Origin of the sequence: Nocardia sp. NPDC058666 (genome assembly GCF_042714895.1) — a bacterium.
In the GTDB taxonomy this organism is placed as follows: Bacteria; Actinomycetota; Actinomycetes; order Mycobacteriales; family Mycobacteriaceae; genus Nocardia.
Genome location: NZ_JBHXRY010000003.1, coordinates 155,482 through 179,016, shown reverse-complemented (window position 1 = coordinate 179,016; position 23,535 = coordinate 155,482). Strand labels below are relative to the sequence as shown.

Sequence of the window (23,535 nt, the reverse complement as noted above, 5' to 3'; positions counted from 1 at the left end):
TCCGCCGTGGCGGCCTGCACATAAGCCACACTTATGGGTACCCGGTGAATCGGCCTCTACCTGGACATCCGCCGCCCGGCGAAGGTGGAGAGGTGAACCGCGCTCGAACTCTCGCCCCCGGCCTGACCCTCGCCCTGCTCATCGCCGCCGCCGCAACACCGGCAGGCAAGGCGTTGCCGATGGTCGGCGCTCCGGTGCTGGCACTGGGTGCGGGAGCGGCGGCCGGCATGGTGTTGCGGCGCAGTCCGAGCACGGTTTTCGAACCCGGCCTCGATGTCGCACGGCAACGGCTACTCGGCCTCGCCATCGTGCTGCTCGGCCTCGGCCTGCCGCTGGGGTCGGTCGTGGCCGTGGGACGCGAGACGGCTGTGGTGCTGATCGGGACGCTGGTCGTCGGCGGTGTCGCGGCGTTCTTCGTCGGACGGATGCTGGCGGTGGACAAGGAATCGGCGACGCTGATCGCCGTGGGCACGACCATCTGCGGGGCCTCCGCGATCGCCGCCGCCACCGCGGTACTGCGCCCCGACAAGCAACGCGTGGCCTACGCGCTGGGCACCATCTTCATCTTCAATGTGACTGCGGTACTGGTCTATCCGCCGCTGGGCCGCGCGCTGGGCCTGTCGCAGGAGGCTTTCGGACTGTGGGCGGGCACCGCGATCAACGACACATCGTCGGTCCTGGCCGCGGGCGTCATCTTCGGAGCCGGCGCGGCACATTTCGCGGTAATCGTGAAGATGGTCCGCAGCCTCGCCATCATCCCCCTCTGCATCGGCCTGCACGCCGGCCGCCGTCACCTCGCCGAGCGGGCCGACACACCCACGGCATCGCTGCGCCAGGCGGTCCCCCTCTTCGTCATCCTGTTCCTCGCCGCCTCGCTCATCGCGAGCCTGAACATCCTGCCCACCTGGCTCACCGAATCCCTCACCACCACCAGCAGCTGGCTGATCGCCACCGTCCTCGCCGCCATCGGCACCTCCCTCAGCCTCGCCCGCCTCCGCACCGCAGGCCTGCGCCCCCTAATCCTGGGCGGCACACTCGGCCTGATCCTGGGACTCACCAGCCTCGCACTGATGTCCCTCACCGGGTGGTTATGACGGATCGCTTCGTCGCTGCGGTAAGCCCCAGCGCCGATCAGCCGGGCATCGCAGCGGCGACAAAACCCATCACGATCGTGGTCAACGACAGCGAACCGGTGCCGAACGCGGCAGCGATCGCGTACCCGACCAGGACGTCTTCCACGGTCGGCTGCGGTGGTTCGACCACCTGGTTGAGAACCTTCTTGGGCAGCGCCCAGACGACGTCGACCGCGCCGTCCGCCTTCGCGGTCAGCTCACCGAATTCCTTCTCGATTTCATGCGGCTTGCCGTTGACAAAGGTCGCCGTCTCGATGTCTTTGGGGCGCATGCTGAGATAGCGCCCGTCGATCTCGGCGGTGATCCGATAGCTGCGTTTCAGCAACTTTCCCCGCCCGATGTCGAGGGCGAAAGCACGACCGTTCACGACCGCGGACACCGCCGCACCATCCCGGCTACCGAGGTGGCATCGCTTGTCCGTTCGTGGCCCGCGCCGCTCGATGACTGCCGAGAACTCCGTGTCGGACCGCAGAAATGTTCGCACACCCGCGTCGAACCGCTCGATCACCAACGTCCCCCAGAACCCGGTATCCACCTCGACACGGTCGACATCCGTCGTCCCCATTTCGCACCCCCGTACACCGCCGCCGAAGCCAGCGGCCTCCATCCCTCACTGTACGTACCACCGAATCAGCTTGCAGCCCTGACATTTCCAGCCGCGAGAAGATCCCACGCAGTCACTAGCCCGGCATTCGAACCACCCGCACCCCGAATCGCGCGGCACCGCCTGTGCGGCCACCGCCCCGCAGCCGACTAAACCAACTCGACCTCGTCGAAACCAACGGTCAGCTTGTGCCGTCGCTCGCGCAGCACATTCCCTTCGCGATGAACGGTCCCCTCCCCGAACTCGATGCGCAACTGTGCACGGCGAGTGTCGACCTCACGGACAACCCCGCAAATGCCACTGAATGGTCCCGACGGAAAAATCACGACGTCGCCTGGGCCGTACTCGGTAAACCCCACGGCGACACTGTAATCCACGTCACCGGATTGCGACGGCCGCTGTCCGGCTGCACAGTCTCCCTATCCACCGAAGTCCAGGTCGAAGTCGGCTAGGAGTTCGTCGGCGCGGGATAGGGCTTGGTCGAGTTCGTCGGTGACGGAGTCCATCAAAAAGATGTCGGCGAGCATGTCGGAGAGTTCGGTGTGGAGGGCGTGGAGTTCGGCTATGGCGGGGTCGATGGTGGTCCAGGCGACGGTGTCGGACCACCAGGTGTCGCGTTGGATCCAGGACCAGAAGATGTCGCGGACCAGGAGTGCCTCGGTGGTGAACAACTGGCGGTGCTCGGTGGCGGTGGCGTGTTCGAGTTCGTAGGTGCCGTCGGGGAGGTAGCGCGCTTGGATGCTCTCACCGGGGGTGCGCGTGAGCAGGAGGAACGGGTGCTCGGGGGCCGGTGCGGTGGCCGCGGTCCCAGGCCGCGTGGGGTCGACAGCGTGCGGCACGTCGGAGCCGTCACCGACGTGGACTACGACTTCGGGCTGGTCGTCGCGCTCATCACCCATCGGGTCAGTGTGCCGGATCGGCGCGCCCGCCGAACAGCCGCACCGATGAATCGGTGACGCGTACAGCGTCTATATCGACGACAGGAATTCTGCCGACAGAGAGGCTCCACTGTGAGCGACAGCGAAGTCAGGGCCGCGACGGCGCAACAACGCGCCGAAACGGCCGAGTTCTTGGCGGGCTTGGACGCGGCGTCCTGGGATGAGCCCACTTTGTGCGAGGGCTGGCGCGTCCGGGAAGTCGCCGCGCATTTGAGCATGCCGTACCGGACCTCGCTCCCGCGGTTCGTCCTCGGCATGATCGCCGCGCGCGGGAATTTCGATCGCCTCGCCGATCGGGTCGCCCGCGACGACGCCGCGCGGTTGAGCACCACCGAATTGGTGGCCGCCATCGGTGACAACACCGAGCATCCGTGGAAACCACCCGGCGCCGGATTCGCGGGTGCGTTGAGCCACGATGTGATCCACGGCCTCGATATCACCGTGGCGCTCGGCCACACCGACCCGTTGCCGCTCGACCGGATGCGCATGGTGCTGGACCCGCTGAATCCGCGCTCGGTCAAATATTTCTCGGTCGATCTGGACGGAATCGCCTTGCAGGCAACCGATCTCGACTTCCGCTACGGCGAAGGCGAGATGGTGTCCGGGCGCGCACAGGATCTCCTGCTCGTGCTGTGCGGACGCAAACTCCCGCCGGGCTATCTCGAGGGCGAATCGGCAGCGCGGTTCACCAGCGGCTGAAATCGAGCTGCGGGACAACGCGACCCGGGGGTAGCGTCGTCTCGATGACGTGGAAAGCACCCGAACTCGAGCCCACCAAGACCCTGGTGGGGGCGGACGAACGAGCGATGCTGCAGTCCTGGTTGGACTTTCATCGTCAGACGTTGCTCGGCAAGTGTGGCGGTCTCGACGGCGAGCAATTGGCAACGCGCTCGGTGGAGCCGTCGACGCTGTCGTTGCTCGGGCTCGTTCGTCACATGACCGACGTCGAGCGGAGCTGGTTCCGGGCGCGGGCAGCGGGCGAGCAGATCGGGCCGATCTACTACTCCCAGGCCAAGCCCGACGACGACTTCGACGACCTCACCTCACGATCCGCCGAGGACGTTTTCACTGCCTTCCACGCCGAAGTGGCCGCCTGCGACGCCGCCATCGCCGACCTGCCGCTCGACCACGTCTTCCACGTGCCGTGGCGCACCGACGACTACTCCTTGCGCTGGGCCTACCTGCACATGATCGAGGAGTACGCCCGCCACAACGGTCACGCGGACCTGTTGCGCGAGCGGATCGACGGCGTCACCGGCAGTTTCTGACTCAACCGGTGATGACCTCGGGTGTGAGCTGGTCGAGGTTGTCGATGACCGCGTCGGCCAGCGCCAGGGCGTCGGGCAGCGGCGGGAACTGCGGGCGCGGCGCGGCGATCAGGCGCATGCCCGCACTGTGCGCCGAGATCAGCCCGTTGGTCGAATCCTCCACGGCGGTACAGCTTTTGGGGTCCAGTTCGAGCCGTTGCGCGACGGCGAGGTAGACGTCGGGCGAGGGCTTGCCGTGGCCGACCTCCTCGGTGGACATCACCGCCGAGAACAGATCGAGCAGCCCTGACTTCGCCAGCACCAGGTCGATCAGGGTGGCAGGCGAGGAACTGGCGAGACCGAGCTTGAACGACCCCGCGCACCGCCGCACGGTATCGACCGCACCGGGCAGCAGCGGAATGTGCTGGGAGTACTTGTAGGCCATCAGATTGATGATGTTGTCGGCGACCACCCCCGGCTGTTCCGCCACACCGAGATCGTCGGCCATATAGGTCGACCACTCGACGGTGTTCATCCCCATCATCTTGGTCTGCGCATCCGGTTGCCACCGGCCATCTTTGAGGTTGACGTAATCGTGCCGGACCTGTTCCCAGATCGGTTCGGAGTCGATCAGCACGCCGTCCATGTCGAACACAACCGCCGCGATACCCATGCGCCCAGCCTTTCGCCGTCTTTCGCCAACGTCTCGACCTGCTCGGTGATCACCGTTGAGCCTAATAGACCCAGCAACCTCACCGCACCCATCCACGCGGCAGCGATCCCCAGCGAGAACATCCAGCTCGGGCCCTATAACGTGTTGCATATGGATAATGCACAGGCCGGAAACGCGCTGCCGAACGCAGAGCACCAGCTGCCAGACGCTGAGCATCACGAGGGCGGCTTCCGACCGATCGCCGAGCTGATCCAGGCGAGCAAAGACGCGGACCAGGGTCAGTTGCCCGGCGGTCCGCAGTACGGTGAGCTGGTCGAACAGGTCCGCGAGCTGATGGACCGGGTGCGGCTGATCAACCCCTCCGACGAGCTGGCCAAGGAAACGATCGCCACGCTCGAGCAGCTCAACGCCCGCCTGGACGCGGCCGTGGTCGACGAGTGGTCCTCGCCCAGCTGGACCCGCACCGACCTGCCCGCGCGCGGCAACATCACCCTGCCGCCGTACACGGTGCGCACAGTCAGCCGCGACGGCGTGACCGCGGACCTGACCTTCCGCACCTTCCACCTGGGTGGCAACAGTGCCGCGCACGGCGGCCACATCGCGCTGGCCTTCGACGACCTGTGCGGCATGGCCGCCGCGGTCAACACCAAGGAGATCACCCGCACGGCCTCGCTGACGGTGGACTACCGGTCGATCACCCCGCTCAACACCGCGCTGACCCTGCGTTCGTGGGTCGAGAACCGTGAGGGGCGCAAGGTGTATCTGCGCGCGACACTGCACGACGGTGAGCGGCTGTGTGCCGAGGCGCACGGGTTGTTCATCGTGCTCAATCCCGGCCAGCCCTGATCGAACGTCGCGCGGCGACATTGCGATCGGCGTGATCGCAATGTCGCCCGCGTGCGTCCAGGTGGCGCAATAGCGGCCTGTTCCCGAATTGTCGCAGGTCGCGCGAATCGTCACCCGGCGTAGAAACATCCCCTGAATTCGCGGCCGGATCGCGGCGCAGCGGTGGTCGCGAAATCGCCGCTATCGTCGCTGTTCATGCAGGTCAGCGAGAGAACCGAACCCACTCCGATCCGCGGCCAGCGTGCCGATCGGGCCCGCCGGGTCGCCGATATCCTGCGCCACCAGATCCTGGCGGGCGCGGTGGTCGGCGCGTTGCCCGGCGAGCAGGAACTGGCCGCCGAGCACGACACCTCCCGCAACACCGTGCGCGAGGCACTGGCGTTGTTACGCGACGAGGGCCTCATCGATCGTGCGCCCAAGGTCGGCACCCGCGTGGCCGCCCGCAAATTCGACCACGGTCTCGACGCGCTGCTCGGCTTGCAGGAAACGCTGAAGGGCCACGGCACCGTCCGCAACGAGGTCCGGGCCGCGACCACGATCACCGCTCCCCCGGCGGTCGCGCGCCGGCTCGAGCTGGCGCCGGGCGACAAGGTCGTCTATATCGAACGGCTGCGTTTCCTCGCCGATCTGCCGCTGAGCCTGGACCTGACCTATCTCGCCCCCGACGTTGGCACCGAACTGCTGGCCCACGATCTCGAGTCCACCGATGTGTTCGTCCTGCTCGAGCAGATCACCGGACAGTCGTTGGGCGCGGCCGATCTCGCGCTGGAAGCCGTTGCGGCAGACCCACATACGGCCACCACGCTCGACACTCCGGCGGGCGCACCGCTGTTGATGCTGGAACGTCTCACACACCTCGACGACGGCCGTCCCGTCGACCTCGAATACATCCGTATGCGCGGTGACCGCATCACCATGCGCGGTCACCTCACCCGCAGCACCCCCGAATGGAAGGTCCTGTAATGGCACTGGTCCCCCAGCGCGCCGACGTCCCGGTGACGATCGACGAATCGCTGTGCATCACCGGCTGCACCCTCTGCGTGGACATGTGCCCACTGGATTCCCTTGCCATTCACCAGGATTCGGGCAAGGCCTACATGCACGTGGACGAGTGCTGGTACTGCGGCCCGTGCGCGGCGCGCTGTCCCACCGGTGCTGTGTCCGTCAACATGCCCTATCTGCTCCGCTGAAACCCGGGAACCTCACGCATGAAGATCACCGCATTCGCCCCTGTCGCACTGGCTTTCGCGCTCACCGTGGCCGGCTGCTCGCTCGAAAGTTCCGATGCCGCACCGGCGGGCACCGTCAAGGTCGTCATCGGCTACCAGTCCAAGACCATCAACACCGTCACCGCGGGCACGCTGCTGAAAGCACAGGGTTACCTGGAGCAGCGGCTGCAGAAGATCACCGACGGTGGTGGTGCGAAGTACCAGGTGGAGTGGCAGGACTACGACACCGGCGCGCCGATCACCGCGCAGATGGTGGCCGAGAAGATCGATATCGGTTCGATGGGCGACTATCCGTTGCTGATCAACGGATCTCGCACGCAGGCCAATGAGCGCGCCCGCACCGAACTGGTGTCGATCACCGGGTACAACCCCAAGGGTGCGCTGAATATGGTTGTGGTGCCCAAGGATTCACCGGCGCGTTCGCTGACGGATCTGGCCGGGCAGAAGATCTCGGCGAGTGTGGGTTCGGCCGGGCACGGCACGCTGGTGCAGGCCCTGTCGCGGGCCGGGATCGACCCGGCCAAGGGTGTGGAGGTGCTCAACCAGCAGCCGCAGGTCGGGGCGACCGCGCTGGAATCGCATCAGGTGAGCGCACTGTCGCAGTTCGTGGCGTGGCCGGGGCTGCTGGTGCACCAGAACAAGGCCACGCTGCTCTACGACGGTGCGGAGCTGAACGTGCCGACTTTCCACGGTGTGGTGGCGCGGCGCGGGTACGCGGCTGATCACCCCGAGGTACTGCAGGCGTTCCTGGCCGCCCAGTTGGATGCGACCGCGTTCCTCAACGAGAAGCCTTTCGAGGCAGCCGATCTCGTCGCGAAGGGGTCGGGTCTGCCGCAGGAGGTCGTGTACCTCTACAACGGTCCCGGCGGTACCAGTTTCGACACCACGCTCAAGGCGAACCTGATCGCGGCGTTCAAAGATGATGTGAACTACTTGAAGTCGATCGGAGATTTCGCCGATCTCGACATCGACGCGTTCGTCCAGGACGGACCGCTGCGCAAGGCCTTCGCCGAGACCGGCCGCAACGACTACGACACCGCACTGGCGTCGAGGGTCAACCCGAGCAAGGTGACCGGCACCGATCCAATTTGCGCTGTACCCGTGAGCGATCCGGCGCTGGCCGGGGAGATCTGGGTCGACGGCGCCGACAAGCCGCAACCCGCCGCCGATCCCGGCTGCTTGTTGCGGGCCGTGCAGGCGGCGAAGGCGCAGGGCAAAACTGTTCGCGCGGTGTACATTCCGGATGCAGAGCTCGGCACCCGCTGGTTCGCCGACAAGGCGATCTGGTTGCGCGAGGATGCCCGGTACCTGCCGTTCACCACGCAGGCGGCGGCCGACCGTTACCGCGCCACCCATCCCACCGCCACGCCGGTCGCCTATGAGCAGGCTGTGACGGAAGTCCGCGGATGAGCACGATTTCCGAGCAGGCCGCCCCGATCACGACCCTTCCCGTGGACAACAGATCTGTGTGGGTGTCGAGGGTCATTCGTGTCGCCTCGGTCGCGGGCGCGATCGGCCTGTGGCAGTTGCTCACCGCGGGCGATGTGCGCGCCGGACTGCGGTTCGACACCCTGCCGACGGTGACCGAGATCGTCGCCGAGTTCGGTGAACACCTGGGCACCGGCCAGTACTACCTCGATATCGCGCAATCGCTGATCCGCATCATCACCGGATTCGGACTGGCCGCGGTCATCGGCGTGCTCGCCGGCATCGGCTTGGGCCGTTCACGCCTGCTGGCCGACGTATTCGGTCCACTGGCCGAACTCATCCGCCCGATCCCCGCGATCGCGCTGGTGCCGGTGGCGATCCTGCTGTTCCCCAGCGACGAATCCGGCATCGTGTTCATCACTTTCACCGCGTCACTGTTTCCCGTGCTGGTGAGTACGAGGCACGCGACGCGGGCGCTGCCGACCATCTGGGAGGACGCGATCCGCACGCTGGGCGCGTCGCGGCGGGAGGTGCTGACCCGCGTGGTCGTGCCCGGCATCCTGCCCGGTGTGTTCAGCGGCCTGTCGGTGGGCATGGGCGTGGCGTGGATCTGCCTGATCTCCGCGGAGATGATCTCCGGGCGCCTTGGCATCGGCTACCGCACCTGGCAGTCCTACACCATCGTCGACTACCCGGCCGTGTTCGTCGGCATGATCACCATCGGGGTGCTCGGCTTCCTCACCTCCGGAATCGTCGAACTGGCAGGCCGCCGGGTGACCCGCTGGCTGCCGCGAGAGGTTGCGTCATGACCACGACCACCGCCGCGCCCGCCGTCTCGGTCGGCATGCGATTGGACCTGGAGTCCGTGCGCATCGACTACGGGCCCAAAACCGTTGTGCACGCCCTGGATCTGACGATCGCCGCCGGTGAGATCCTGGTGCTGGTCGGCAAATCCGGCTGCGGCAAGTCGACCCTGTTGCGCGCGATCGCCGGTCTGCGCAAGCCGAGCGCGGGGCAAATTCGCGCCGACGAGGTCCAGGTCACCGGCCCCTCGGCCGATCGCGCGCTGGTGTTCCAGGACGACGCGCTGCTGCCGTGGCGAACGGCGCGCGCCAATATCGATCTGGCGCTGCGTCTTCGGGGAGTGTCCCGTAGCGAGCGGTCGGCGCGTGCGCAACGTTGGCTCGACGAGGTCGGGCTCAGCGGCTACGCCGACTATCTGCCGCGTGACCTGTCCGGTGGTATGCGCCAACGGGTTCAGCTCGCGCGCAGCCTGGCGGGTTCGCCGCGCGCGGTCCTCATGGACGAGCCGTTCGGCGCGCTCGACAGTCAGACCCGCGCGGAGATGCAACGCCTGCTCGTGCACACCTGGCGCGCACACCCCACCACCATCGTTTTCGTCACCCACGACCTCGACGAGGCCCTGCTGCTCGGCGACCGGATCGCCGTGCTCGGCGCCGGCTCGCTGCGCACGGTCGTCGACGTTCCCGACCCGCGCGAACCGGTGGACCGGCAGGCGCTGCGGGCCCGAATCCTGGAGTCACTGTGAACATTCCCGACCTGTCCGACCGCATTCGCCTGGACTGCGATGTGCTGGTCATCGGCGGCGGCACCGCGGGCACCATGGCCGCGCTCACCGCCGCCGAGTCCGGCGCGAACGTGCTGCTCCTGGAAAAGGCGCACGTGCGCCACTCCGGGGCACTCGCGATGGGCATGGACGGTGTGAACAACGCGGTGATCCCCGGCAAGGCCGAACCCGAGGACTACGTCGCCGAGATCACCCGCGCCAACGACGGCATCGTCGACCAGCGCACCGTGTATCAAACGGCCACACGGGGTTTCGCGATGGTGCAGCGCCTCGAGCGGTACGGGGTGAAGTTCGAGAAGGACGAATACGGCGAGTACGCGGTGCGCCGAGTGCACCGGTCGGGGTCGTATGTGCTGCCGATGCCCGAGGGCAAGGATGTGAAGAAGGCGCTGTATCGCGTTCTGCGGCAACGGAAGATGCGGGAGAGGATCCGCATCGAGAACCGGTTGATGCCGGTGCGAGTTCTCACGCACGAAGGGCGAGCCGTGGGTGCGGCCGCATTGAATACGCGCACAGGCGAATTCGTCGAGGTGGCCGCGAAAGCGGTGATTCTGGCGACCGGCCCGTGTGGTCGACTCGGGCTGCCCGCCTCGGGCTACCTGTATGGCACCTACGAGAATCCGACCAACGCGGGCGACGGCTATTCGATGGCTTATCACGCCGGCGCGGAACTCTCCGGGATCGAATGCTTCCAGATCAACCCGCTCATCAAGGATTACAACGGCCCCGCGTGCGCCTATGTCGCCAACCCGTTCGGTGGTTACCAGGTCAATGCCGAGGGTGAACGTTTCGTCGACTCCGATTACTGGTCGGGGCAGATGATGGCCGAGGTGAAGCAGGAGATCGAATCCGCGCGCGGGCCGATCTATCTCAAGGTTTCCCACCTGCCGGACGAAACGCTGTCGACCCTCGAGTCGATCCTGCACACCACCGAACGCCCGACTCGCGGGACCTTCCACGCCAACCGGGGCCACGATTACCGCACGCACGATATCGAGATGCACATCTCCGAAATCGGTTTGTGCGGTGGGCATTCCGCGTCAGGGGTGTGGGTGGACGAGAACGCGCGCACCACCGTGCCCGGCCTGTACGCGGCGGGTGACCTGGCGTGCGTGCCGCACAACTACATGATCGGCGCGTTCGTCTACGGCGACCTGGCCGGCGCGCACGCAGCTTCGACTCTGACCGAACTCGACGCACCCGCCGAACTGCCCGAGGATCAACTCGCGGAAGCGCACGAACTGATCTACCGGCCGTTGCGTCAGCCGGAAGGCCCACCACAGCCACAGGTCGAATACAAACTGCGCAGGTTCGTCAATGACTATGTGGCGCCGCCGAAGACAGCCGCCAAACTGTCGATTGCCGTCGAGACTTTCGAGCGTATGCGCGTCGAAGTCGATGGCATCGGCGCGCAGACTCCGCACGAACTCATGCGTGCAGTCGAAGTGCAGTTCATTCGCGATTGCGCCGAAATGGCTTCGCGCAGTTCGCTCACGCGTACCGAGTCCCGCTGGGGCCTCTATCACGACCGTGCGGACATCCCCGAGCGTGACGACGAGTCGTGGAATTTCCATTTGAACTTGCGTAAGACCGCCGACGGTGAGATGGAGTTCGTCAAGCGGTCGGTGGCGCCGTACCTGGTGCCGGTGCCGGGCCTCGATGATGTGCCCTCTGCCGAACCGATCGTCGAGGTGATCGCCCAGCCCGAACTGGTGGGAACTCGGGCCCCGCAGCGGGAAGCTCCCGTTCGCACCGCCGCCGCACCGGTGTCGCCGTCCTCGCCACGGCTGGTCACGCTGCTAGCCCTGGATTCCCCTGTGGTCGAGGACCTTTCGACCTATCTCACCGATCCCGATCCGGTCGTTCGCGTGGCGGCCCTGTCGGTGCTCACCGAGAACACCCCCGAGGGATTCGCCGATGAACTGGTGCGGGCGTTGGGTGACGAGGCGGCCTCGGTGCGTCGCGCGGCCACCGAGAGTCTGCGGGAACTGGTGGAGGTACTCGCGGGAGCCGGTGCGCTGAGCGAGCACCTCGGCTCCCCCGATCCCCTCGTCCGCGCGACCGTCGTCGACCTGCTGCGCGCACTACGGGCGGGTTCGGCATCGGATTACCGTGTGGCACTGGGTGATACCGATCATCGAGTCAGGATCGAAGCGGTGCGCGCACTGGTCTCGCTCGACGATGCCGACGCGGTGTCGTCGATCGCGGGCGATGTCAACCGTGAGGTGCGCATCGCCGTCGCACACGGGCTCGCATCGATCGGCGACGGCGGCGTAGCGGTGATCCGCACGCTCGCAGGCGATCCCGATCCACTGGTCCGCGCCGCGGCGCTGACCGCCTTCGCCGCACTGGGAACCACGGACACCGACTTCGCTGAACTGACTGCGGCACTACGGCACTCCGCCTGGCAGGTGCGGGTCGGTGCCGCCCGAGGACTGGCGGGCTCGACCGCGGAGTCGAGCGTGGTGCCGCTGAGCGAAGCTCTCACCGACCGCCACCTCGACGTCCGCAAGGCGGCAGTCCTCGCCCTGTCCACCTGGCCAAGTAGCGGGCCGGCCCTGGATGCGCTGGAGACCGCGATCGCCGATCCCGACGCCGACGTGCGCGCCTACGCCCGCCGCGCGGTGACTGCGGCGGGTCGCACACGCGTCGACGCATCGCTGACGGAGGTCACCGCATGATCAGCGCCGCATCATCGCCACGATGCCGCGGTGCGGAGGCTGCGCGATCGCCGATTCGACGGGTGCCGACAACGGCGGATTCAGGTGCCGATACCCCGAAGTTCGGCGGCGGGTCTGCGACGTGGTGTCGCCGTTCTACGGGCAGCGCGCTCAGGATTATCACAGGTCAGCATCGGTAGGCTGGCCAGATGAGCGCACTTCCTGCCACGCTGATCACGGTCACCGATGACCTGGACGCGGTGACCACGGTCGGTCACGAGGACGATCCGGCCGCGGTCGGCTCGTCGCGTGCCGACGTCGAGGCGATCTGGGCGTCGGTGCGCGCGTGGTACGCGCTGGGCACCACCCCCGCCATTCAGGTGTGCCTACGGCGCAACGGCGGGATCGTGCTGAACCGGACGATCGGTCACGGCTGGGGCAACGCGCCGGGCGACGGTCCGGACGCCGAGAAGATCCTGGCGACCCCGCAGACACCGTTCTGCGGGTTCTCCACCGCCAAAGGTGTCGCCGCCACGCTGATGTTCATGCTCGTCGAACAGGGCGCGTTCAGGCTGAAAGACCGTGTGTCCGACCACATTCCGGAGTTCGCCGCCAACCGTAAAGGCTCGATCACTATCGGCGACGTGCTCTCGCATTCGGCCGGTATCCCGTTCATCACCGCACCACACAACGGAACCGCCGCTGTCCTGGACGAGGAACTGGCCGTGGCCACTCTCATCGACCTCGTGCCGAGTTGGGCCCCCGGCCGTGTCCGCGTCTACCACGCACTCACCAGCGGCCTGATCCAACGACTGCTCGTACAACGAGCGACCGGCAAGCGGATGCGCGACCACCTCGACGAGCAGGTGCTCACCCCACTGGGCTTCCGCTGGAACAACTTCGGCGTCGGTCCCGCAGAGGTGAACCAGGTGGTGCCGAGCGTGAAAACCGGTCCGCCGCAACCCCGCCTGGCCCGATTCCTGGCGAACAAGGCGCTGGGCGGCCACATGGACAAGGCGTCCAAGTCGACCAACGACGCCTTCCTCGCCGCCGAACTTCCCTCCGGCAACCTGGTCACCACCGCCTTCGAACTGTCGCGCTTCTACGAAATCCTCGCGCGCGGTGGAGAATTGGACGGCATCAGGATCATCGAACCCGACACGCTGCGCGACGCGATCGCTCCCGCCGACCGGATCCCCAGTTTGGCGGGCCGGGTCAGTCGTGCGGGGTTCGAGTTGGGCGCGCGCCGATCGAAATTCGGTCGCGACACCGAGTCCCACTTCGGTCGCAGCGGCCTGACCACCCAGTACGGCTGGGCCGACCCGACCCGCGGCCTGTCAGGGGCGATCCTGACCAACGGCAAGGCAGCTACCGACCTCGAACGCCCGACACGACTGGTCGCGCAGATCTCCGACACCCTGCGCCCACTGCCGTTGGCGGACAGACTCTTTCGCCCCTGATCCGGCATCCGCGCTCAGCGTTCCCTACTCGCCTTCGGGACCGTTCGGGCGAATAGTGTGCGCTGAGCGCGGGTTTTCCACCGGGTCAGAAGAACGTCCCACTGAAAGGCAGTGCGGGAGTAGCGAACAGGTCGTCCGCGGCGTCGGCAGCACCGGGGCGGTGCTCGACGACTCGTCCAGAGAGCGCGAGCTGACGCCACGTCGACCCGCCGAGGTACACCGCACCCAGCGTCGCGACATCGACGGTGATGTCGGCGGCCTCGTCGACCCTGGTCACACCGTCCGCGGCAATCCGGTACGCGCCGGTGTTGGCAGTGAGGATCGCATCGTCGACCCGCACGACCACCGGCGGCGCGTCACGGTAGGTGCGGCGGGCCAGCGCGGCGGGAACGTCCACCAGCCGCAGCCAGGTTTCGTCGTGCACCGACGTGATCTGGACCGCGCGTTCGTCGACGAACAGGTGCCGCAGCGGCGCGTCCACCGGCGCGAACGCGAAAGTCACCTTGTCGACCAGGTCGACCGACAGCAGATGCCGGATCAGACCGAGGTAGGCCTGCGGGGTGGTCGCCACGAAATCGTCCACGACGATCGTGCGGTCACGGCTGTTGAACCAGTTCGCGGTATCGACCGGGTGGTAGCGGGCGAACCCGTCCTCCGCGCCGACAGGTCCGTGCGCCACGGTGTACACCGGCTCGACCGCGATGCGCTGTTTCAGCTTCCACCAGTATTCGGGACGATCGATCGCGCCGGTCCAGGAGAGCGCGGCGGTCGCGTAGATCTGCGGGAACAGCTTCCACGACTCGGCCGGTTCGACGAATCGCACCGGCCCCGAGCTCGGCACCGTGTCACGCAGACGAGCCCGGCCACGCCACAAGTCAAGGCGCGCAAACGAACTCGCCACCCCGTACCCGAACCGCTCGTAGATCGACCCCTCCGACGCACGCAGGCTCGCGACGACTTCCCCGCGCGCGGCGATGTCGTCGAGCTGCCTGCGCAGCAAGCCGGTGAGCACCCCGCGCCGGGTGTGCGTGGGCAGCACACCGACGTGAGTGACCGCCGCGTGCGACACGCGCGCACCACCGGGCACGACCAGCCAGCTCGTGTACGCCTCCGCGGTGCCCACCAACTGGCCGTCGATCCGCGCACCCACCGTGCGACCCGGCTCGGACAGGTGATCGGGATGCGCAGGCAGCGGTGGTAACCCCACCATCGCCGCACGGAACAGCGCGCTCGCCGCGTGCAGGTCGTCGTCGGTGTGCAGGGTGTCGATGTCAACAGTCACCCGACCACTGTCCCCGATCCTCGGGCGAGAGCTTGCACCCGGTGTCAGGCGCCGATGACGGCGTTCATGATCGTGCCCGCGCTTGTCGCGATCGCACCGCCCGCCATGGCGCTGGCGATCATCTTCGGCGACTGTAGGCCGCCGCCGTTCCACTTCTCCCAGGCGAACCGGCCGCCGCCGTAGGTGATGGCGGTGACGCCCGACAGCAAGATCATCCAGGTGAAGTACCGGCCCAGCTGCATCACCTTGTCGGCCATCGGCGGAGCCTCCGGCGTCGGATTGCCCACCTGGGCGAAGACGATGCCATAGGTGTCGTGCACTGCGGCCAGGATCATGCTCACGTTCGGTGCTCCTTCGTCGATTGCTCGTGGTTGAAGCCGAGGACGAGAACTCGAATCTGGCCGCTTCGGTGATGTGGGCCACACTGTGGGTAAACCATGAGCGCAGTCACGCATGTATAGCCGTGCCTCGGTCGCGCCGTGGCCCTACTATCGAAGTGCGGGCTTGGTCCATAATCGGCGCGACGAGGCGCTGACCACCACCTTCATCGCTCACCTACCGTACCGCGAGGAGGGCACATGGCTTTCTTCATTCCCTTGTTCGTCGCGTTTCTTCTGGTGATCGCCGCAGTGGTAGCCGCGTCCTATGCCACCGTTTCGGTGACCTATTGGTTTGAGTCACGCCGGATTCGTCTGGCACAGTCCGACCCACACCCTGCACGCTGAACCTGATCCGACCCGTTGTCCCGGTACCTGCCCGCGGTACCGGGACAACGTCGGTTTTCGGCCGGGTGCGGGTCAGGGCAAGTCGAGGCCGGACTGTGACGCGATCACCGCGGCCTGCACGCGCGACGGCACACCCAGCTTGCTCAGCACCCGGGAGACGTGCGTTTTCACGGTGGCCTCGCCGATGCGCAGCCGCGTGCCGATCTGACTGTTGGACAGGCCGGCGCCCAGGCCCGCGAGCACCTGCCGTTCGCGGTCGGTGAGCGCGGACAGGTCGGGCGGCGGCGTAGCCTGCGTGACGCGGGGCAGTGCGGTGATCACCGTGCGCGTCACCTTCGGGTCCAGGACCGCGTCACCCTGCGCCACGGCCAGCACGGCGCGGACCAGGTCGTCGCCGCCGACGGACTTGAGCAGGAACCCGCTGGCGCCCGCCGCGAGCGCGCCCAGGACATACTCGTCGATGGCAAACGTGGTCAGTACCAACACTTTTGCGTTCGTTTCCGCCACGACGGCCGCGGTGGCTTCCAGGCCGTCCACGCGCGGCATGCGCACGTCCATCAGCACCACGTCGGGGCTGAGCGCGCGGGCTTGCCGTACCGCCGCGGCACCGTCGGCCGCTTCGCCGATCACCTGCACTTCGCCGGAGACTTCGAGCAGCATCTTCAGTCCGGCACGGATGGTGGCATGGTCGTCGACCACCACGACGGTGACAGTCACTTGTCCCCCAACGGGATTCGCGCGCACACGAGCCAGATGCCGTCGTGCGCTCCCGCAGTGATGGTGCCGTCGACGGATTCCGCGCGAAACATCATGTTGCGCAGTCCGTTTCCCTTGCCCGGGGCTCCTATCCGCGTGACAGGATTCGTCGCTGAGACCACCAATCGCTCTGCCTCGCGGGTCAATTCGATGTCCAGTGGTGCACCGGGGGCGTGTTTGGTGGCGTTCGCGAGGGTTTCACTCAGGATCCGGGTCACCACGGCTTCGACCGCAGTGGGTAGCTCGAGATCGTCGGGACGGCGCACCGTCACCGAACCGCCCGCCGCCTCGGCCGCGTCGATCAGACCGTCCAGGGAGGACAGCCGCGTGGTCACGGCGGTGTCATCGGGTCCGGTCAGCACGTCGATGGTGGTGCGCATCTCCTCGAGCGCGGCGAGGCTGCTCGACCGAATCGTCTGCAGCACAGCGGTATTGCCGGGATCGCGCTGCGCCACTTCCGCCAGGATCGCGACCGCGGAGACATGTCCAGCGACCGCGTCGTGCAGGTCGCGGGCCAGCTTCCTGCGTTCCTCGCCGATCGCGGCGGACCGTTCGGCATCGCGGGCGGCGAGTTCGGCGCGCGCCGCATCGCGTTCGGCGTCGACCATCCGGCGAGACGCGCGGATCGCGCGGGCATAACCCAGCGGTGACCAGGTCAGGGCGACACCGAACAGCGTGGCATACAGCCCCGCGCGGATCCCGGCCACACTCAGTGCCAGCAGCGCCCCGCCCATGGTCACGGTCAGCGCGAACCAGCCCACCACCGCGCCCAACCGGTTCGATCCGGTGCTCACGGCCAGGAAGATCACGTCGGTCAGCGCGATCCACAGCGGCAGCGACGGCCCGAACGAGAAGTCCGCGGCCAACAGCGCGACCATCATCCCGAACGCGAGCGCCGGTCGATATTGCGCGGTGACCTGGATCGCCAACGCCGCGAACAGCAGCCCCACCTTCACCGCCGCCGGGTACGGATCGCGATCGGCGACCAGCGACCACCCGCCCGCGGCCCACAGCAACAACCCGACTCCGAAGACGCCGACGGCCGCGAAGGTCGCGCTGTCGAACGCGTCCCCGAGCCGATCCATGAGCGCACGCGGTGGGGGCATTCCCCCATTTCAGCACATCGAGGTCAGGGTTGAAGTCCCCCGAAAGACGGACGAACCCGCGACCGGAAGCGGGACGCCATCGGCGTGCTAACCCCGGGACAGTAGAGGTATGAACGAGTTGAACAATCCCGTACTGCTGACGATCGCGGGATGCGAAATCGGTTTCTGGGTGCTGGTGCTGGGCGGGTTGCTGCTGCGCTACGTGCTCCGACTGCCACGCGCGAGCACGATCACGCTGGCCTTGGTGCCGGTTTTGGACGTAGTGCTGGTGGTCGCGGTGGCCATCGACCTGCACCGCGGCGGCGAGGTGACGTTCGCGCACCGCGTCGCCGGGATCTACCTGGGCTGCACCGTGATGTTCGGCGGCCGCATGATCCGCTGGGCCGACGAACGATTCGCCCACCGCTTCGCCGATGGTCCAGCGCCGGTGAAGGTTCCGAAGTACGGCCCGCAACGCACCCGCAAGGAATGGGCGGATTTCTCGCGCTGGCTCGGCGCGGCAGCCATCGCCGGCGCACTGACAGTGGTGTTGAGCTACACGGTCGCCGATACCGCACAACGCGAACAGTTGATGGGAGTCTTCGGCAGTCTGGGCGTGATCACGGTGATCTGGTTACTGACCGGGCCGATCTGGGTTTCAACGTCACGGGGTAACTGATCCCGCGCGGGGACCGATCACGTCACACCCTGGGAAAACGGCGTGCGGGAGCAGCCGGGCGCCGGATACCTTAGGCGCAGTGGTTAGGCGACGCAACGAGAGGATCCCGGTGGCAACCGATACCGCAAGTCCGGCTGTCGGTCTGCGTTCCGAACGAGGTGCGATCCTGGCATCGCTGATGCTGTCGACCTCGCTGGTCGCCCTGGACTCGACCATCATCGCCACCGCGGTGCTCACCATCACCGACTCGCTCGGCGGGTTCGCGATGTTTCCGTGGTTGTTCTCGATCTACCTGCTCGCGCAAGCGGTCACGGTGCCGATCTACGGCAAACTCGCCGACATGGTGGGGCGTAAGCCGGTGATCCTGTTCGGGATCGCGGCGTTCGCGGTGGGGTCACTGCTGTGCGGGCTGGCCACGAACATGGTGGCGCTCATCGCCTTTCGGGCGATTCAGGGGATCGGCGCGGGTGCGATCCAGCCCACCACGATCGTGATCGCCGGTGATCTGTACACGCTGGCCGAGCGGGCCAAGGTGCAGGGATACATGGCGGGGGTGTGGGCCGCTTCAGCGGTGCTCGGGCCGCTGCTGGGCGGGTTGTTGACCGACCAGGTGAGTTGGCGGTGGATCTTTCTGATCAACCTGCCGTTGTGCGCGGTGGCGGCGTGGATGTTGATGCGGCACTACACGGAAACGACGACGCGCAGCGTGCAGCGGATCGACTATCTCGGCGCTGTGCTGCTGACCTTCGGGGCGGGCGGGTTGATTCTGGCTCTGCTCGAGGGTGGGCACGCGTGGGCGTGGACGTCGCCGGTGTCGCTGTCGTTGTTCGCCGGGAGTGCGGCGGTGCTGACACTGTTCGCGGTGGTGGAGTTGCGCACCGCGAATCCCATTCTGCCGCTGTGGATCTTCACCCGACGAATCGTGGTGGCCAGCAGCATGGTTTCGTTGCTGGTCGGTGCCGTCGTGCTCGGATTGACTTCGTACGTCCCGACTTTCGCTCAGGGCGTGCTGGGGACCACAGCACTGGTCGCCGGGCTCACCGTCGGCGGGCTCACGTTGGGTTGGCCTCTGGCCGCGACGCTGTCGGGCAGGCTGTACCTGCGCTGGGGATTCCGCATCAGCGGGCTGATCGGCAGCGCGTTGGCCGTACTCGGTTGTGCGACAACACTACTGGTCACCGCACAGTCCAGCCCCTGGCAGATCGCGGCGTCGTGCTTCCTGATCGGTGGTGGCATGGGACTGGTCGCCTCCCCCACGCTCATCGCGGCACAGGCCAGTGCGCACTGGCACGAACGCGGCGTGGTCACCTCCGCCAACATGTTCGCCCGGTCCCTGGGCAGTGCCGTGGGCGTGGCCTTGTTCGGCGCGATGGTCAACGCGGGCATCCGCGACCCCGACCACCCCACCCCCACCGAACTCGCCCAGGGCATCCACCTGGTCTTCGTCGCCATGCTGGTCATGGTCGTGATCATGCTGTTCGCCGCCGCGACCATGCCGCGACGCCCCCTCGGCGGCGAAATCGACCGGGTGGACCCGTCAGTGCAGGTGATCGGTCAGGGAACCGTCGGCACCGAAAAGCTCGGCGGTCCACTGCGCGAGTAGCGCGCTGTTGTCGACATCGTCGGGATGGAAGCCCGGCTTCAGATAGTCACGCACGCGACGGCGAACCGTTCTGGACACAAACGGGGTATGCCGAATCGCGGCAACACTTTTCGCCAGGCGAACCGGGTTGCGCGTCGCACGATCCCCCAGCAACGACACCGTGGAATTCACCACGATGCTCGTGCCGAACAGGACCAGGATCGCGCACATCGTCGCGATCCGACGGCGCTCACCCCCGCCGACACTGCGATACACGTCGAAAGCGACAGCACGATGCTCGGATTCCTCCACCGCGTGCCACAACAGCATCGAACGAACCTCGGTCGAACCGAGCAACTCCTGGGCACGCCCGTCCTGAAGCAGAGTCTCCGCGAACACCGCCGTGAAATGCTCCAGCGCCGCCGTAATCGCCAAGCAGGTCAGCGGCGGAAGAATTCGCTCGTACACGTGCAGGATCCACCGGGTAGTCCGCTCTTCCCGACGAGTCGGATACCCCATCTGCCGCAACCGCAGATTCAACTCCCGATGCTCACGCCCGTGCGTGATCTCCTGCCCGACAAACCCCCGAACCTGCTGCGCGAGAACAGGATCGGTAATCGAGTCCGCATACCGACGAACCGAGCGAACGAAGAACTCCTCCCCCTCGGGAAAGGTCGCCGACAGATAGGCGATCACGTGACTCATCACCAGATCCCCGCCCACGAAGTGACGAGCCAACGACCCTTCCGGGTAATCGAAGTGAATCCGTCGCACGCGAATCGCGGGCTGGTCGTTCGGGTTCGGTCCGGTTGTCATGATGCCTCCAACGGCCCTGCGAGTGCGGTGCGCAACATTGATTTGAAGGTGGTGAGGACGGTGTCGGTGTCGTACGGCTGATGCCCGGGAAGCGATCCCGTGACAGCCAGCCCGGTCATCAGCGAATACACCAGATGCAGGCCGGCCCCGGCGGGCGGTGCGGCGGGAAACAGTGTGGCGTAGGCATATTCGCTGGCGCACAGGAAATCACGGTCCATCGCGACCACAGCGGCCGCCAGATCCGGATCTGTGCGCGCGGCGGTCCACAGTTCGTTCCACGCCAGAAACGTGGGACGCGAATACATCGACCACAGCATGTCCACCGCCGCATCGACGGTGTCGGCCGAGGGGTCCAACCCCATCATGGACTCCTGGTACTCCTCGATCCGCCGATCGAACGCGTGACTGACCGCAGCGGTGAGCAGCTGCGATTTCGTCGGAAAGTGATGCAGCAGAGCACCTATCGATACGCCCGCGCGGTGCGCTACTTCGCTGGTGGTCGTCCCCCGAAATCCGAACTCCACCAACGCGTCGAACGCGGCGTCGAGCAACACCCTGCGCGTTTCCCGCCGCCGTTCGTCCTGCGTCCGGCGCATTCGCTGCACTGTCACACCATCGAGAATGACACAACTAACCGTAAACAGATCCGGTTTCTTCTCCATTGCGCCGCGTAATAAACCGACTGGTCAGCAGGCTATTTGCCGCTACCGTGGCGATATGGCGGACATCGGGGGGACGGAAAAGGACGACCTGCGGGCGCGGCGGGCCAGTTCGTTCGGGGCGCACGCTGAGCTCTATGCGCAGCATCGACCGGATTATCCGGAGGCGGGGATTCGATGGGCGTTGGAGGCGAGCGGCGGGCTCGTTGTCCTCGACTTGGGGGCGGGGACGGGCAAGCTCACCGGTGGGCTACTCGCCGCCGGTGCCGAGGTGATCGCCGTGGAACCGGACGAGGCGATGCGTGCCGAGTTCGTGCGGCAGTTTCCCGGCGTCGCGGCGCTTTCCGGTGCAGCGGAGGCGATTCCGCTGCCCGACGGGTCGGTGGACGCGGTAATGGTCGGGCAGGCCTTGCACTGGTTCGACCAGGAGCGGGCGTTTCCGGAGATCGCGCGTGTGCTGCGCGAGGACGGGGTGTTCGCCGCGTTATGGAACAACGACGACGATCGGGTGCCGTGGGTGGCCGGACTGCAGCGCGTGGTGCGCACCGATTCATCGTTCCCGCCGCCCACCTCGGACGACAAACGTCCGACGCATCCCCTGTTCAGCGAATTCGAGCAGGCCGAGTTCCCGCACATGCAGCGGCGGACAGCCGAATCGCTGACGACCACCATCGGCACCTACTCGCATACCGTGGTGATTGCGGCACGGCAGCGGGCCGAATTGCTCAGTGGGATCAGTGATTACCTCCTCGCCGAACCGGCGACGGCGCACGGAGAGTTCGACTTCCCGCTGCGCACCACGGTGATCCGCGCCATCCGTCGCGCACCATTGTTGTGACGTGGTGACGACGGTGTCGGTGCACTAACGCGTCACGTTCATCGCCGCGTCGACGGGTGCGGCCGCCGCCGGTCGGGGCGACGGCCGCTGTCCACTAAGCCGAGCGATCCTCCGCTCTGCGTACCACGTCCACGACCTCGTCGGATGCGAACTCGACGACTCGGCGGACGCGGGAGTTGGCGACGGGGGCCAGGTCGACCACGATGGTGGCGCCTGCGGTGGGTTGGGTGATGGCGGTGATGCGGTCTTGGAGGAAGCCGCCGTCGGGGACGGGGACTCGGATGATGTCGCCGACGGTGAGGGCTTCGGCGCGGATGCCGGTGGGGGTGGGGTCGTGGGTGCCGCTGCGGGTGTGGCCTACGGTGGCGCCCAGGCCGCGTTCGGCGATGGTCCACCAGACGGGGGTGTCGGGTTCTTCGGGGCCGATTCTGTTGTGCCAGGAAAGGATTCGGTCGCGTTCGGCTTCGGCGGCGGTGCGGGTCTCGTGCAGCGAGATCTGGCGGCGGACGGGGGCGTTGCGGGTGCGGGTGGTGCCCGCGGCGCCGTCGATGACCAGGATCCAGCGGGCGCCTACGGCTTCGTCGCGGCGGGCGGTGACGCGTTTGGCCAGGGCCAGGCCCGGTGTCGCGCCCAGTCGGTCGGCGGCTTCCTCGATGCTGTCGACCAGGCCCAGCGATCGCAGCAGTTCCGCGACCGACAGTTCCGAGGTGGCCAGTTCCTGGGCCAGGGCGGGCATGGGGGTGCGTCTGCGCCAGCCGATGCGGGCGCAGTGTTCGTGGCGGGTGAACCACAGGCCGCTGCGGAAGCGGCGGTGATTGTCGACTACGACCGCCCACCAGTTCCAGTCCGGTTCGGCGACAAGACGTTTGCGGATCCAGCGTTCTCGTTCGGCGGTGGGTATCCGTTCCTCGGCTGGTACGAAATTGCGCAGTGCGGTGCGCACGGCCGATTCGGTGCGTCCGACGGTGATCGCGGTGGCGGCCAGGTCGACACCGGAGCGTAGGTCGTCGGCCAGGACTCGGTATTCGGATTCGCGCCAGGTGGTTCCGTGTTGGCGTGGCGGACGTAGATCGCCGCGGTTGTCGTCACTCATCAAGTGCCCCCGTTCTCGCACAGCCCGACCGCATTCGCGTCCGGGCCTGTTGTGTGACAACTACGACGATACGCAGGGGGTATGACACAAAATCGGCCCTCTGCCAGCGGCTTTCCAGCAAACGGCCACCCGGCCCCGAACCGGAACTCGTCCGCGCCGAACAGACGACCAGGATCCGCCGCGTCGAACAGCCGACGAGGCGACCGCCCGGTTA

Annotated in this window: 26 protein-coding genes; 15 read left to right on the top strand and 11 right to left on the bottom strand. The window is 66.8% G+C overall.

The genetic code is table 11. From position 1 onward, the window contains the following. The first annotated feature begins 92 nt into the window (after window positions 1–92). Window positions 93–1,094 (top strand): YeiH family protein, encoded by a 1,002-nt coding sequence (locus ACFWVD_RS10340; protein ID WP_379241733.1) that lies wholly within the window; start codon window positions 93–95, stop codon window positions 1,092–1,094. Between the two features lie 37 nt (window positions 1,095–1,131). On the opposite strand, the gene ACFWVD_RS10335 is transcribed toward ACFWVD_RS10340, so the two are convergent. The 3 genes from ACFWVD_RS10335 to ACFWVD_RS10325 form a co-directional block, all read right to left on the bottom strand. Beyond that, window positions 1,132–1,698 (bottom strand): hypothetical protein, encoded by a 567-nt coding sequence (locus ACFWVD_RS10335; RefSeq protein WP_379241732.1) that lies wholly within the window; start codon window positions 1,696–1,698, stop codon window positions 1,132–1,134. 188 nt (window positions 1,699–1,886) lie between these two features. Beyond that, window positions 1,887–2,096 carry a hypothetical protein gene (locus ACFWVD_RS10330; protein ID WP_379241731.1) on the bottom strand — a complete coding sequence of 70 codons (210 nt, stop codon included), beginning with the start codon at window positions 2,094–2,096 and terminating at the stop codon, window positions 1,887–1,889. A 60-nt stretch (window positions 2,097–2,156) separates the two neighbouring features. Next, entirely contained in the window at window positions 2,157–2,636 is a 480-nt protein-coding gene (locus ACFWVD_RS10325) for a hypothetical protein (RefSeq protein WP_379241730.1), read from the bottom strand. A 111-nt stretch (window positions 2,637–2,747) separates the two neighbouring features. On the opposite strand from ACFWVD_RS10325, the gene ACFWVD_RS10320 reads away from it, so the two are divergent. Together ACFWVD_RS10320 and ACFWVD_RS10315 are read left to right on the top strand one after the other, a co-directional pair. Then, the gene (locus tag ACFWVD_RS10320) at window positions 2,748–3,374 is read left to right on the top strand and encodes a maleylpyruvate isomerase family mycothiol-dependent enzyme (protein ID WP_379241729.1); all 627 of its coding nucleotides are present in this window, start codon (window positions 2,748–2,750) and stop codon (window positions 3,372–3,374) included. Between the two features lie 44 nt (window positions 3,375–3,418). Continuing rightward, window positions 3,419–3,943, top strand: coding sequence for a DinB family protein (locus ACFWVD_RS10315; RefSeq protein WP_379241728.1), 525 nt, complete (start codon window positions 3,419–3,421; stop codon window positions 3,941–3,943). 1 nt (window position 3,944) lies between these two features. Here the strand turns inward: ACFWVD_RS10315 and ACFWVD_RS10310 are convergent, their stop codons facing one another. Next, entirely contained in the window at window positions 3,945–4,595 is a 651-nt protein-coding gene (locus ACFWVD_RS10310) for an HAD family hydrolase (RefSeq protein ID WP_379241727.1), read from the bottom strand. Window positions 4,596–4,745: 150 nt separating this feature from the next. Between ACFWVD_RS10310 and ACFWVD_RS10305 the strand changes: the two genes are divergently transcribed. The 8 genes from ACFWVD_RS10305 to ACFWVD_RS10270 all read left to right on the top strand — a co-directional run bounded on the left by ACFWVD_RS10305 (window position 4,746) and on the right by ACFWVD_RS10270 (window position 13,806). Further along, window positions 4,746–5,441 (top strand): PaaI family thioesterase, encoded by a 696-nt coding sequence (locus tag ACFWVD_RS10305; protein WP_379241726.1) that lies wholly within the window; start codon window positions 4,746–4,748, stop codon window positions 5,439–5,441. Between the two features lie 195 nt (window positions 5,442–5,636). Further along, on the top strand, window positions 5,637–6,404 hold the full coding sequence (locus tag ACFWVD_RS10300; protein WP_379241725.1) for a GntR family transcriptional regulator: 768 nt from the start codon (window positions 5,637–5,639) through the stop codon (window positions 6,402–6,404). Continuing rightward, the gene (locus ACFWVD_RS10295; RefSeq protein ID WP_379241724.1) at window positions 6,404–6,631 is read left to right on the top strand and encodes a ferredoxin family protein; all 228 of its coding nucleotides are present in this window, start codon (window positions 6,404–6,406) and stop codon (window positions 6,629–6,631) included. The genes ACFWVD_RS10300 and ACFWVD_RS10295 overlap by 1 nt, the downstream gene beginning before the upstream one ends. A gap of 18 nt (window positions 6,632–6,649) precedes the next feature. Then, complete coding sequence (locus tag ACFWVD_RS10290) at window positions 6,650–8,080, top strand: ABC transporter substrate-binding protein (RefSeq protein ID WP_379241723.1); 1,431 nt, start codon at window positions 6,650–6,652, stop codon at window positions 8,078–8,080. After that, window positions 8,077–8,907 carry an ABC transporter permease gene (locus ACFWVD_RS10285; RefSeq protein WP_379241722.1) on the top strand — a complete coding sequence of 277 codons (831 nt, stop codon included), beginning with the start codon at window positions 8,077–8,079 and terminating at the stop codon, window positions 8,905–8,907. Before ACFWVD_RS10290 ends, ACFWVD_RS10285 begins: the two co-directional genes overlap by 4 nt. Then, window positions 8,904–9,647, top strand: coding sequence for an ABC transporter ATP-binding protein (locus ACFWVD_RS10280; protein WP_379241721.1), 744 nt, complete (start codon window positions 8,904–8,906; stop codon window positions 9,645–9,647). Before ACFWVD_RS10285 ends, ACFWVD_RS10280 begins: the two co-directional genes overlap by 4 nt. After that, a complete protein-coding gene (locus tag ACFWVD_RS10275; RefSeq protein ID WP_379241720.1) occupies window positions 9,644–12,367 on the top strand; it encodes a fumarate reductase/succinate dehydrogenase flavoprotein subunit in 2,724 nt (907 codons plus the stop codon). The genes ACFWVD_RS10280 and ACFWVD_RS10275 overlap by 4 nt, the downstream gene beginning before the upstream one ends. Before the next feature lie 188 nt (window positions 12,368–12,555). Then, window positions 12,556–13,806 carry a serine hydrolase gene (locus ACFWVD_RS10270; protein ID WP_379241719.1) on the top strand — a complete coding sequence of 417 codons (1,251 nt, stop codon included), beginning with the start codon at window positions 12,556–12,558 and terminating at the stop codon, window positions 13,804–13,806. Between the two features lie 85 nt (window positions 13,807–13,891). Here the strand turns inward: ACFWVD_RS10270 and ACFWVD_RS10265 are convergent, their stop codons facing one another. Together ACFWVD_RS10265 and ACFWVD_RS10260 are read right to left on the bottom strand one after the other, a co-directional pair. After that, window positions 13,892–15,088: a GNAT family N-acetyltransferase gene (locus tag ACFWVD_RS10265; RefSeq protein WP_379241718.1), complete on the bottom strand. Its 1,197-nt coding sequence runs from the start codon at window positions 15,086–15,088 to the stop codon at window positions 13,892–13,894. Window positions 15,089–15,132: 44 nt separating this feature from the next. Further along, window positions 15,133–15,423 (bottom strand): hypothetical protein, encoded by a 291-nt coding sequence (locus tag ACFWVD_RS10260; RefSeq protein WP_379241983.1) that lies wholly within the window; start codon window positions 15,421–15,423, stop codon window positions 15,133–15,135. A gap of 243 nt (window positions 15,424–15,666) precedes the next feature. Here ACFWVD_RS10260 and ACFWVD_RS10255 point away from each other — a divergent pair, with 243 nt between their 5' ends. Further along, on the top strand, window positions 15,667–15,813 hold the full coding sequence (locus ACFWVD_RS10255; protein ID WP_379241717.1) for a hypothetical protein: 147 nt from the start codon (window positions 15,667–15,669) through the stop codon (window positions 15,811–15,813). 72 nt (window positions 15,814–15,885) lie between these two features. Here ACFWVD_RS10255 and ACFWVD_RS10250 read toward each other — a convergent pair whose 3' ends face one another. Together ACFWVD_RS10250 and ACFWVD_RS10245 are read right to left on the bottom strand one after the other, a co-directional pair. After that, on the bottom strand, window positions 15,886–16,530 hold the full coding sequence (locus ACFWVD_RS10250; protein ID WP_379241716.1) for a response regulator: 645 nt from the start codon (window positions 16,528–16,530) through the stop codon (window positions 15,886–15,888). Further along, complete coding sequence (locus ACFWVD_RS10245; protein ID WP_379241715.1) at window positions 16,527–17,675, bottom strand: sensor histidine kinase; 1,149 nt, start codon at window positions 17,673–17,675, stop codon at window positions 16,527–16,529. The genes ACFWVD_RS10250 and ACFWVD_RS10245 overlap by 4 nt, the downstream gene beginning before the upstream one ends. A 109-nt stretch (window positions 17,676–17,784) precedes the next feature. Here ACFWVD_RS10245 and ACFWVD_RS10240 point away from each other — a divergent pair, with 109 nt between their 5' ends. Further along, on the top strand, window positions 17,785–18,333 hold the full coding sequence (locus ACFWVD_RS10240; protein ID WP_379241714.1) for a hypothetical protein: 549 nt from the start codon (window positions 17,785–17,787) through the stop codon (window positions 18,331–18,333). Window positions 18,334–18,442: 109 nt separating this feature from the next. Next, window positions 18,443–19,936 carry an MFS transporter gene (locus ACFWVD_RS10235; protein WP_379241713.1) on the top strand — a complete coding sequence of 498 codons (1,494 nt, stop codon included), beginning with the start codon at window positions 18,443–18,445 and terminating at the stop codon, window positions 19,934–19,936. Here the strand turns inward: ACFWVD_RS10235 and ACFWVD_RS10230 are convergent. Then, window positions 19,871–20,731, bottom strand: a complete 861-nt coding sequence (locus ACFWVD_RS10230) for a metal-dependent hydrolase (RefSeq protein WP_379241712.1) — start codon at window positions 20,729–20,731, stop codon at window positions 19,871–19,873. The two genes, ACFWVD_RS10235 and ACFWVD_RS10230, sit on opposite strands and share 66 nt — an antisense overlap. After that, window positions 20,728–21,327 (bottom strand): TetR/AcrR family transcriptional regulator, encoded by a 600-nt coding sequence (locus ACFWVD_RS10225; protein ID WP_379241711.1) that lies wholly within the window; start codon window positions 21,325–21,327, stop codon window positions 20,728–20,730. The genes ACFWVD_RS10230 and ACFWVD_RS10225 overlap by 4 nt, the downstream gene beginning before the upstream one ends. A gap of 121 nt (window positions 21,328–21,448) precedes the next feature. Between ACFWVD_RS10225 and ACFWVD_RS10220 the strand changes: the two genes are divergently transcribed. Beyond that, window positions 21,449–22,228 carry a class I SAM-dependent methyltransferase gene (locus tag ACFWVD_RS10220; protein ID WP_379241710.1) on the top strand — a complete coding sequence of 260 codons (780 nt, stop codon included), beginning with the start codon at window positions 21,449–21,451 and terminating at the stop codon, window positions 22,226–22,228. Window positions 22,229–22,322: 94 nt separating this feature from the next. On the opposite strand, the gene ACFWVD_RS10215 is transcribed toward ACFWVD_RS10220, so the two are convergent. Continuing rightward, window positions 22,323–23,321: a hypothetical protein gene (locus ACFWVD_RS10215; RefSeq protein WP_379241709.1), complete on the bottom strand. Its 999-nt coding sequence runs from the start codon at window positions 23,319–23,321 to the stop codon at window positions 22,323–22,325. Between the last annotated feature and the right edge of the window lie 214 nt (window positions 23,322–23,535).

Bases quoted from the DNA above. Each gene is read 5' to 3' on its own strand.
- ACFWVD_RS10270 (WP_379241719.1), top strand. From the start codon at position 12,556: ATGAGCGCACTTCCTGCCACGCTGATCACGGTCACCGATGACCTGGAC.
- ACFWVD_RS10280 (WP_379241721.1), top strand. From the start codon at position 8,904: ATGACCACGACCACCGCCGCGCCCGCCGTCTCGGTCGGCATGCGATTG.
- ACFWVD_RS10255 (WP_379241717.1), top strand. From the start codon at position 15,667: ATGGCTTTCTTCATTCCCTTGTTCGTCGCGTTTCTTCTGGTGATCGCC.
- ACFWVD_RS10220 (WP_379241710.1), top strand. From the start codon at position 21,449: ATGGCGGACATCGGGGGGACGGAAAAGGACGACCTGCGGGCGCGGCGG.
- ACFWVD_RS10230 (WP_379241712.1), bottom strand. From the start codon at position 20,731: ATGACAACCGGACCGAACCCGAACGACCAGCCCGCGATTCGCGTGCGA.
- ACFWVD_RS10305 (WP_379241726.1), top strand. From the start codon at position 4,746: ATGGATAATGCACAGGCCGGAAACGCGCTGCCGAACGCAGAGCACCAG.
- ACFWVD_RS10315 (WP_379241728.1), top strand. From the start codon at position 3,419: ATGACGTGGAAAGCACCCGAACTCGAGCCCACCAAGACCCTGGTGGGG.
- ACFWVD_RS10215 (WP_379241709.1), bottom strand. From the start codon at position 23,321: ATGAGTGACGACAACCGCGGCGATCTACGTCCGCCACGCCAACACGGA.
- ACFWVD_RS10300 (WP_379241725.1), top strand. From the start codon at position 5,637: ATGCAGGTCAGCGAGAGAACCGAACCCACTCCGATCCGCGGCCAGCGT.
- ACFWVD_RS10240 (WP_379241714.1), top strand. From the start codon at position 17,785: ATGAACGAGTTGAACAATCCCGTACTGCTGACGATCGCGGGATGCGAA.
- ACFWVD_RS10290 (WP_379241723.1), top strand. From the start codon at position 6,650: ATGAAGATCACCGCATTCGCCCCTGTCGCACTGGCTTTCGCGCTCACC.
- ACFWVD_RS10245 (WP_379241715.1), bottom strand. From the start codon at position 17,675: ATGCCCCCACCGCGTGCGCTCATGGATCGGCTCGGGGACGCGTTCGAC.
- ACFWVD_RS10335 (WP_379241732.1), bottom strand. From the start codon at position 1,698: ATGGGGACGACGGATGTCGACCGTGTCGAGGTGGATACCGGGTTCTGG.
- ACFWVD_RS10310 (WP_379241727.1), bottom strand. From the start codon at position 4,595: ATGGGTATCGCGGCGGTTGTGTTCGACATGGACGGCGTGCTGATCGAC.
- ACFWVD_RS10325 (WP_379241730.1), bottom strand. From the start codon at position 2,636: ATGGGTGATGAGCGCGACGACCAGCCCGAAGTCGTAGTCCACGTCGGT.
- ACFWVD_RS10285 (WP_379241722.1), top strand. From the start codon at position 8,077: ATGAGCACGATTTCCGAGCAGGCCGCCCCGATCACGACCCTTCCCGTG.
- ACFWVD_RS10225 (WP_379241711.1), bottom strand. From the start codon at position 21,327: ATGCGCCGGACGCAGGACGAACGGCGGCGGGAAACGCGCAGGGTGTTG.
- ACFWVD_RS10295 (WP_379241724.1), top strand. From the start codon at position 6,404: ATGGCACTGGTCCCCCAGCGCGCCGACGTCCCGGTGACGATCGACGAA.
- ACFWVD_RS10260 (WP_379241983.1), bottom strand. From the start codon at position 15,423: ATGATCCTGGCCGCAGTGCACGACACCTATGGCATCGTCTTCGCCCAG.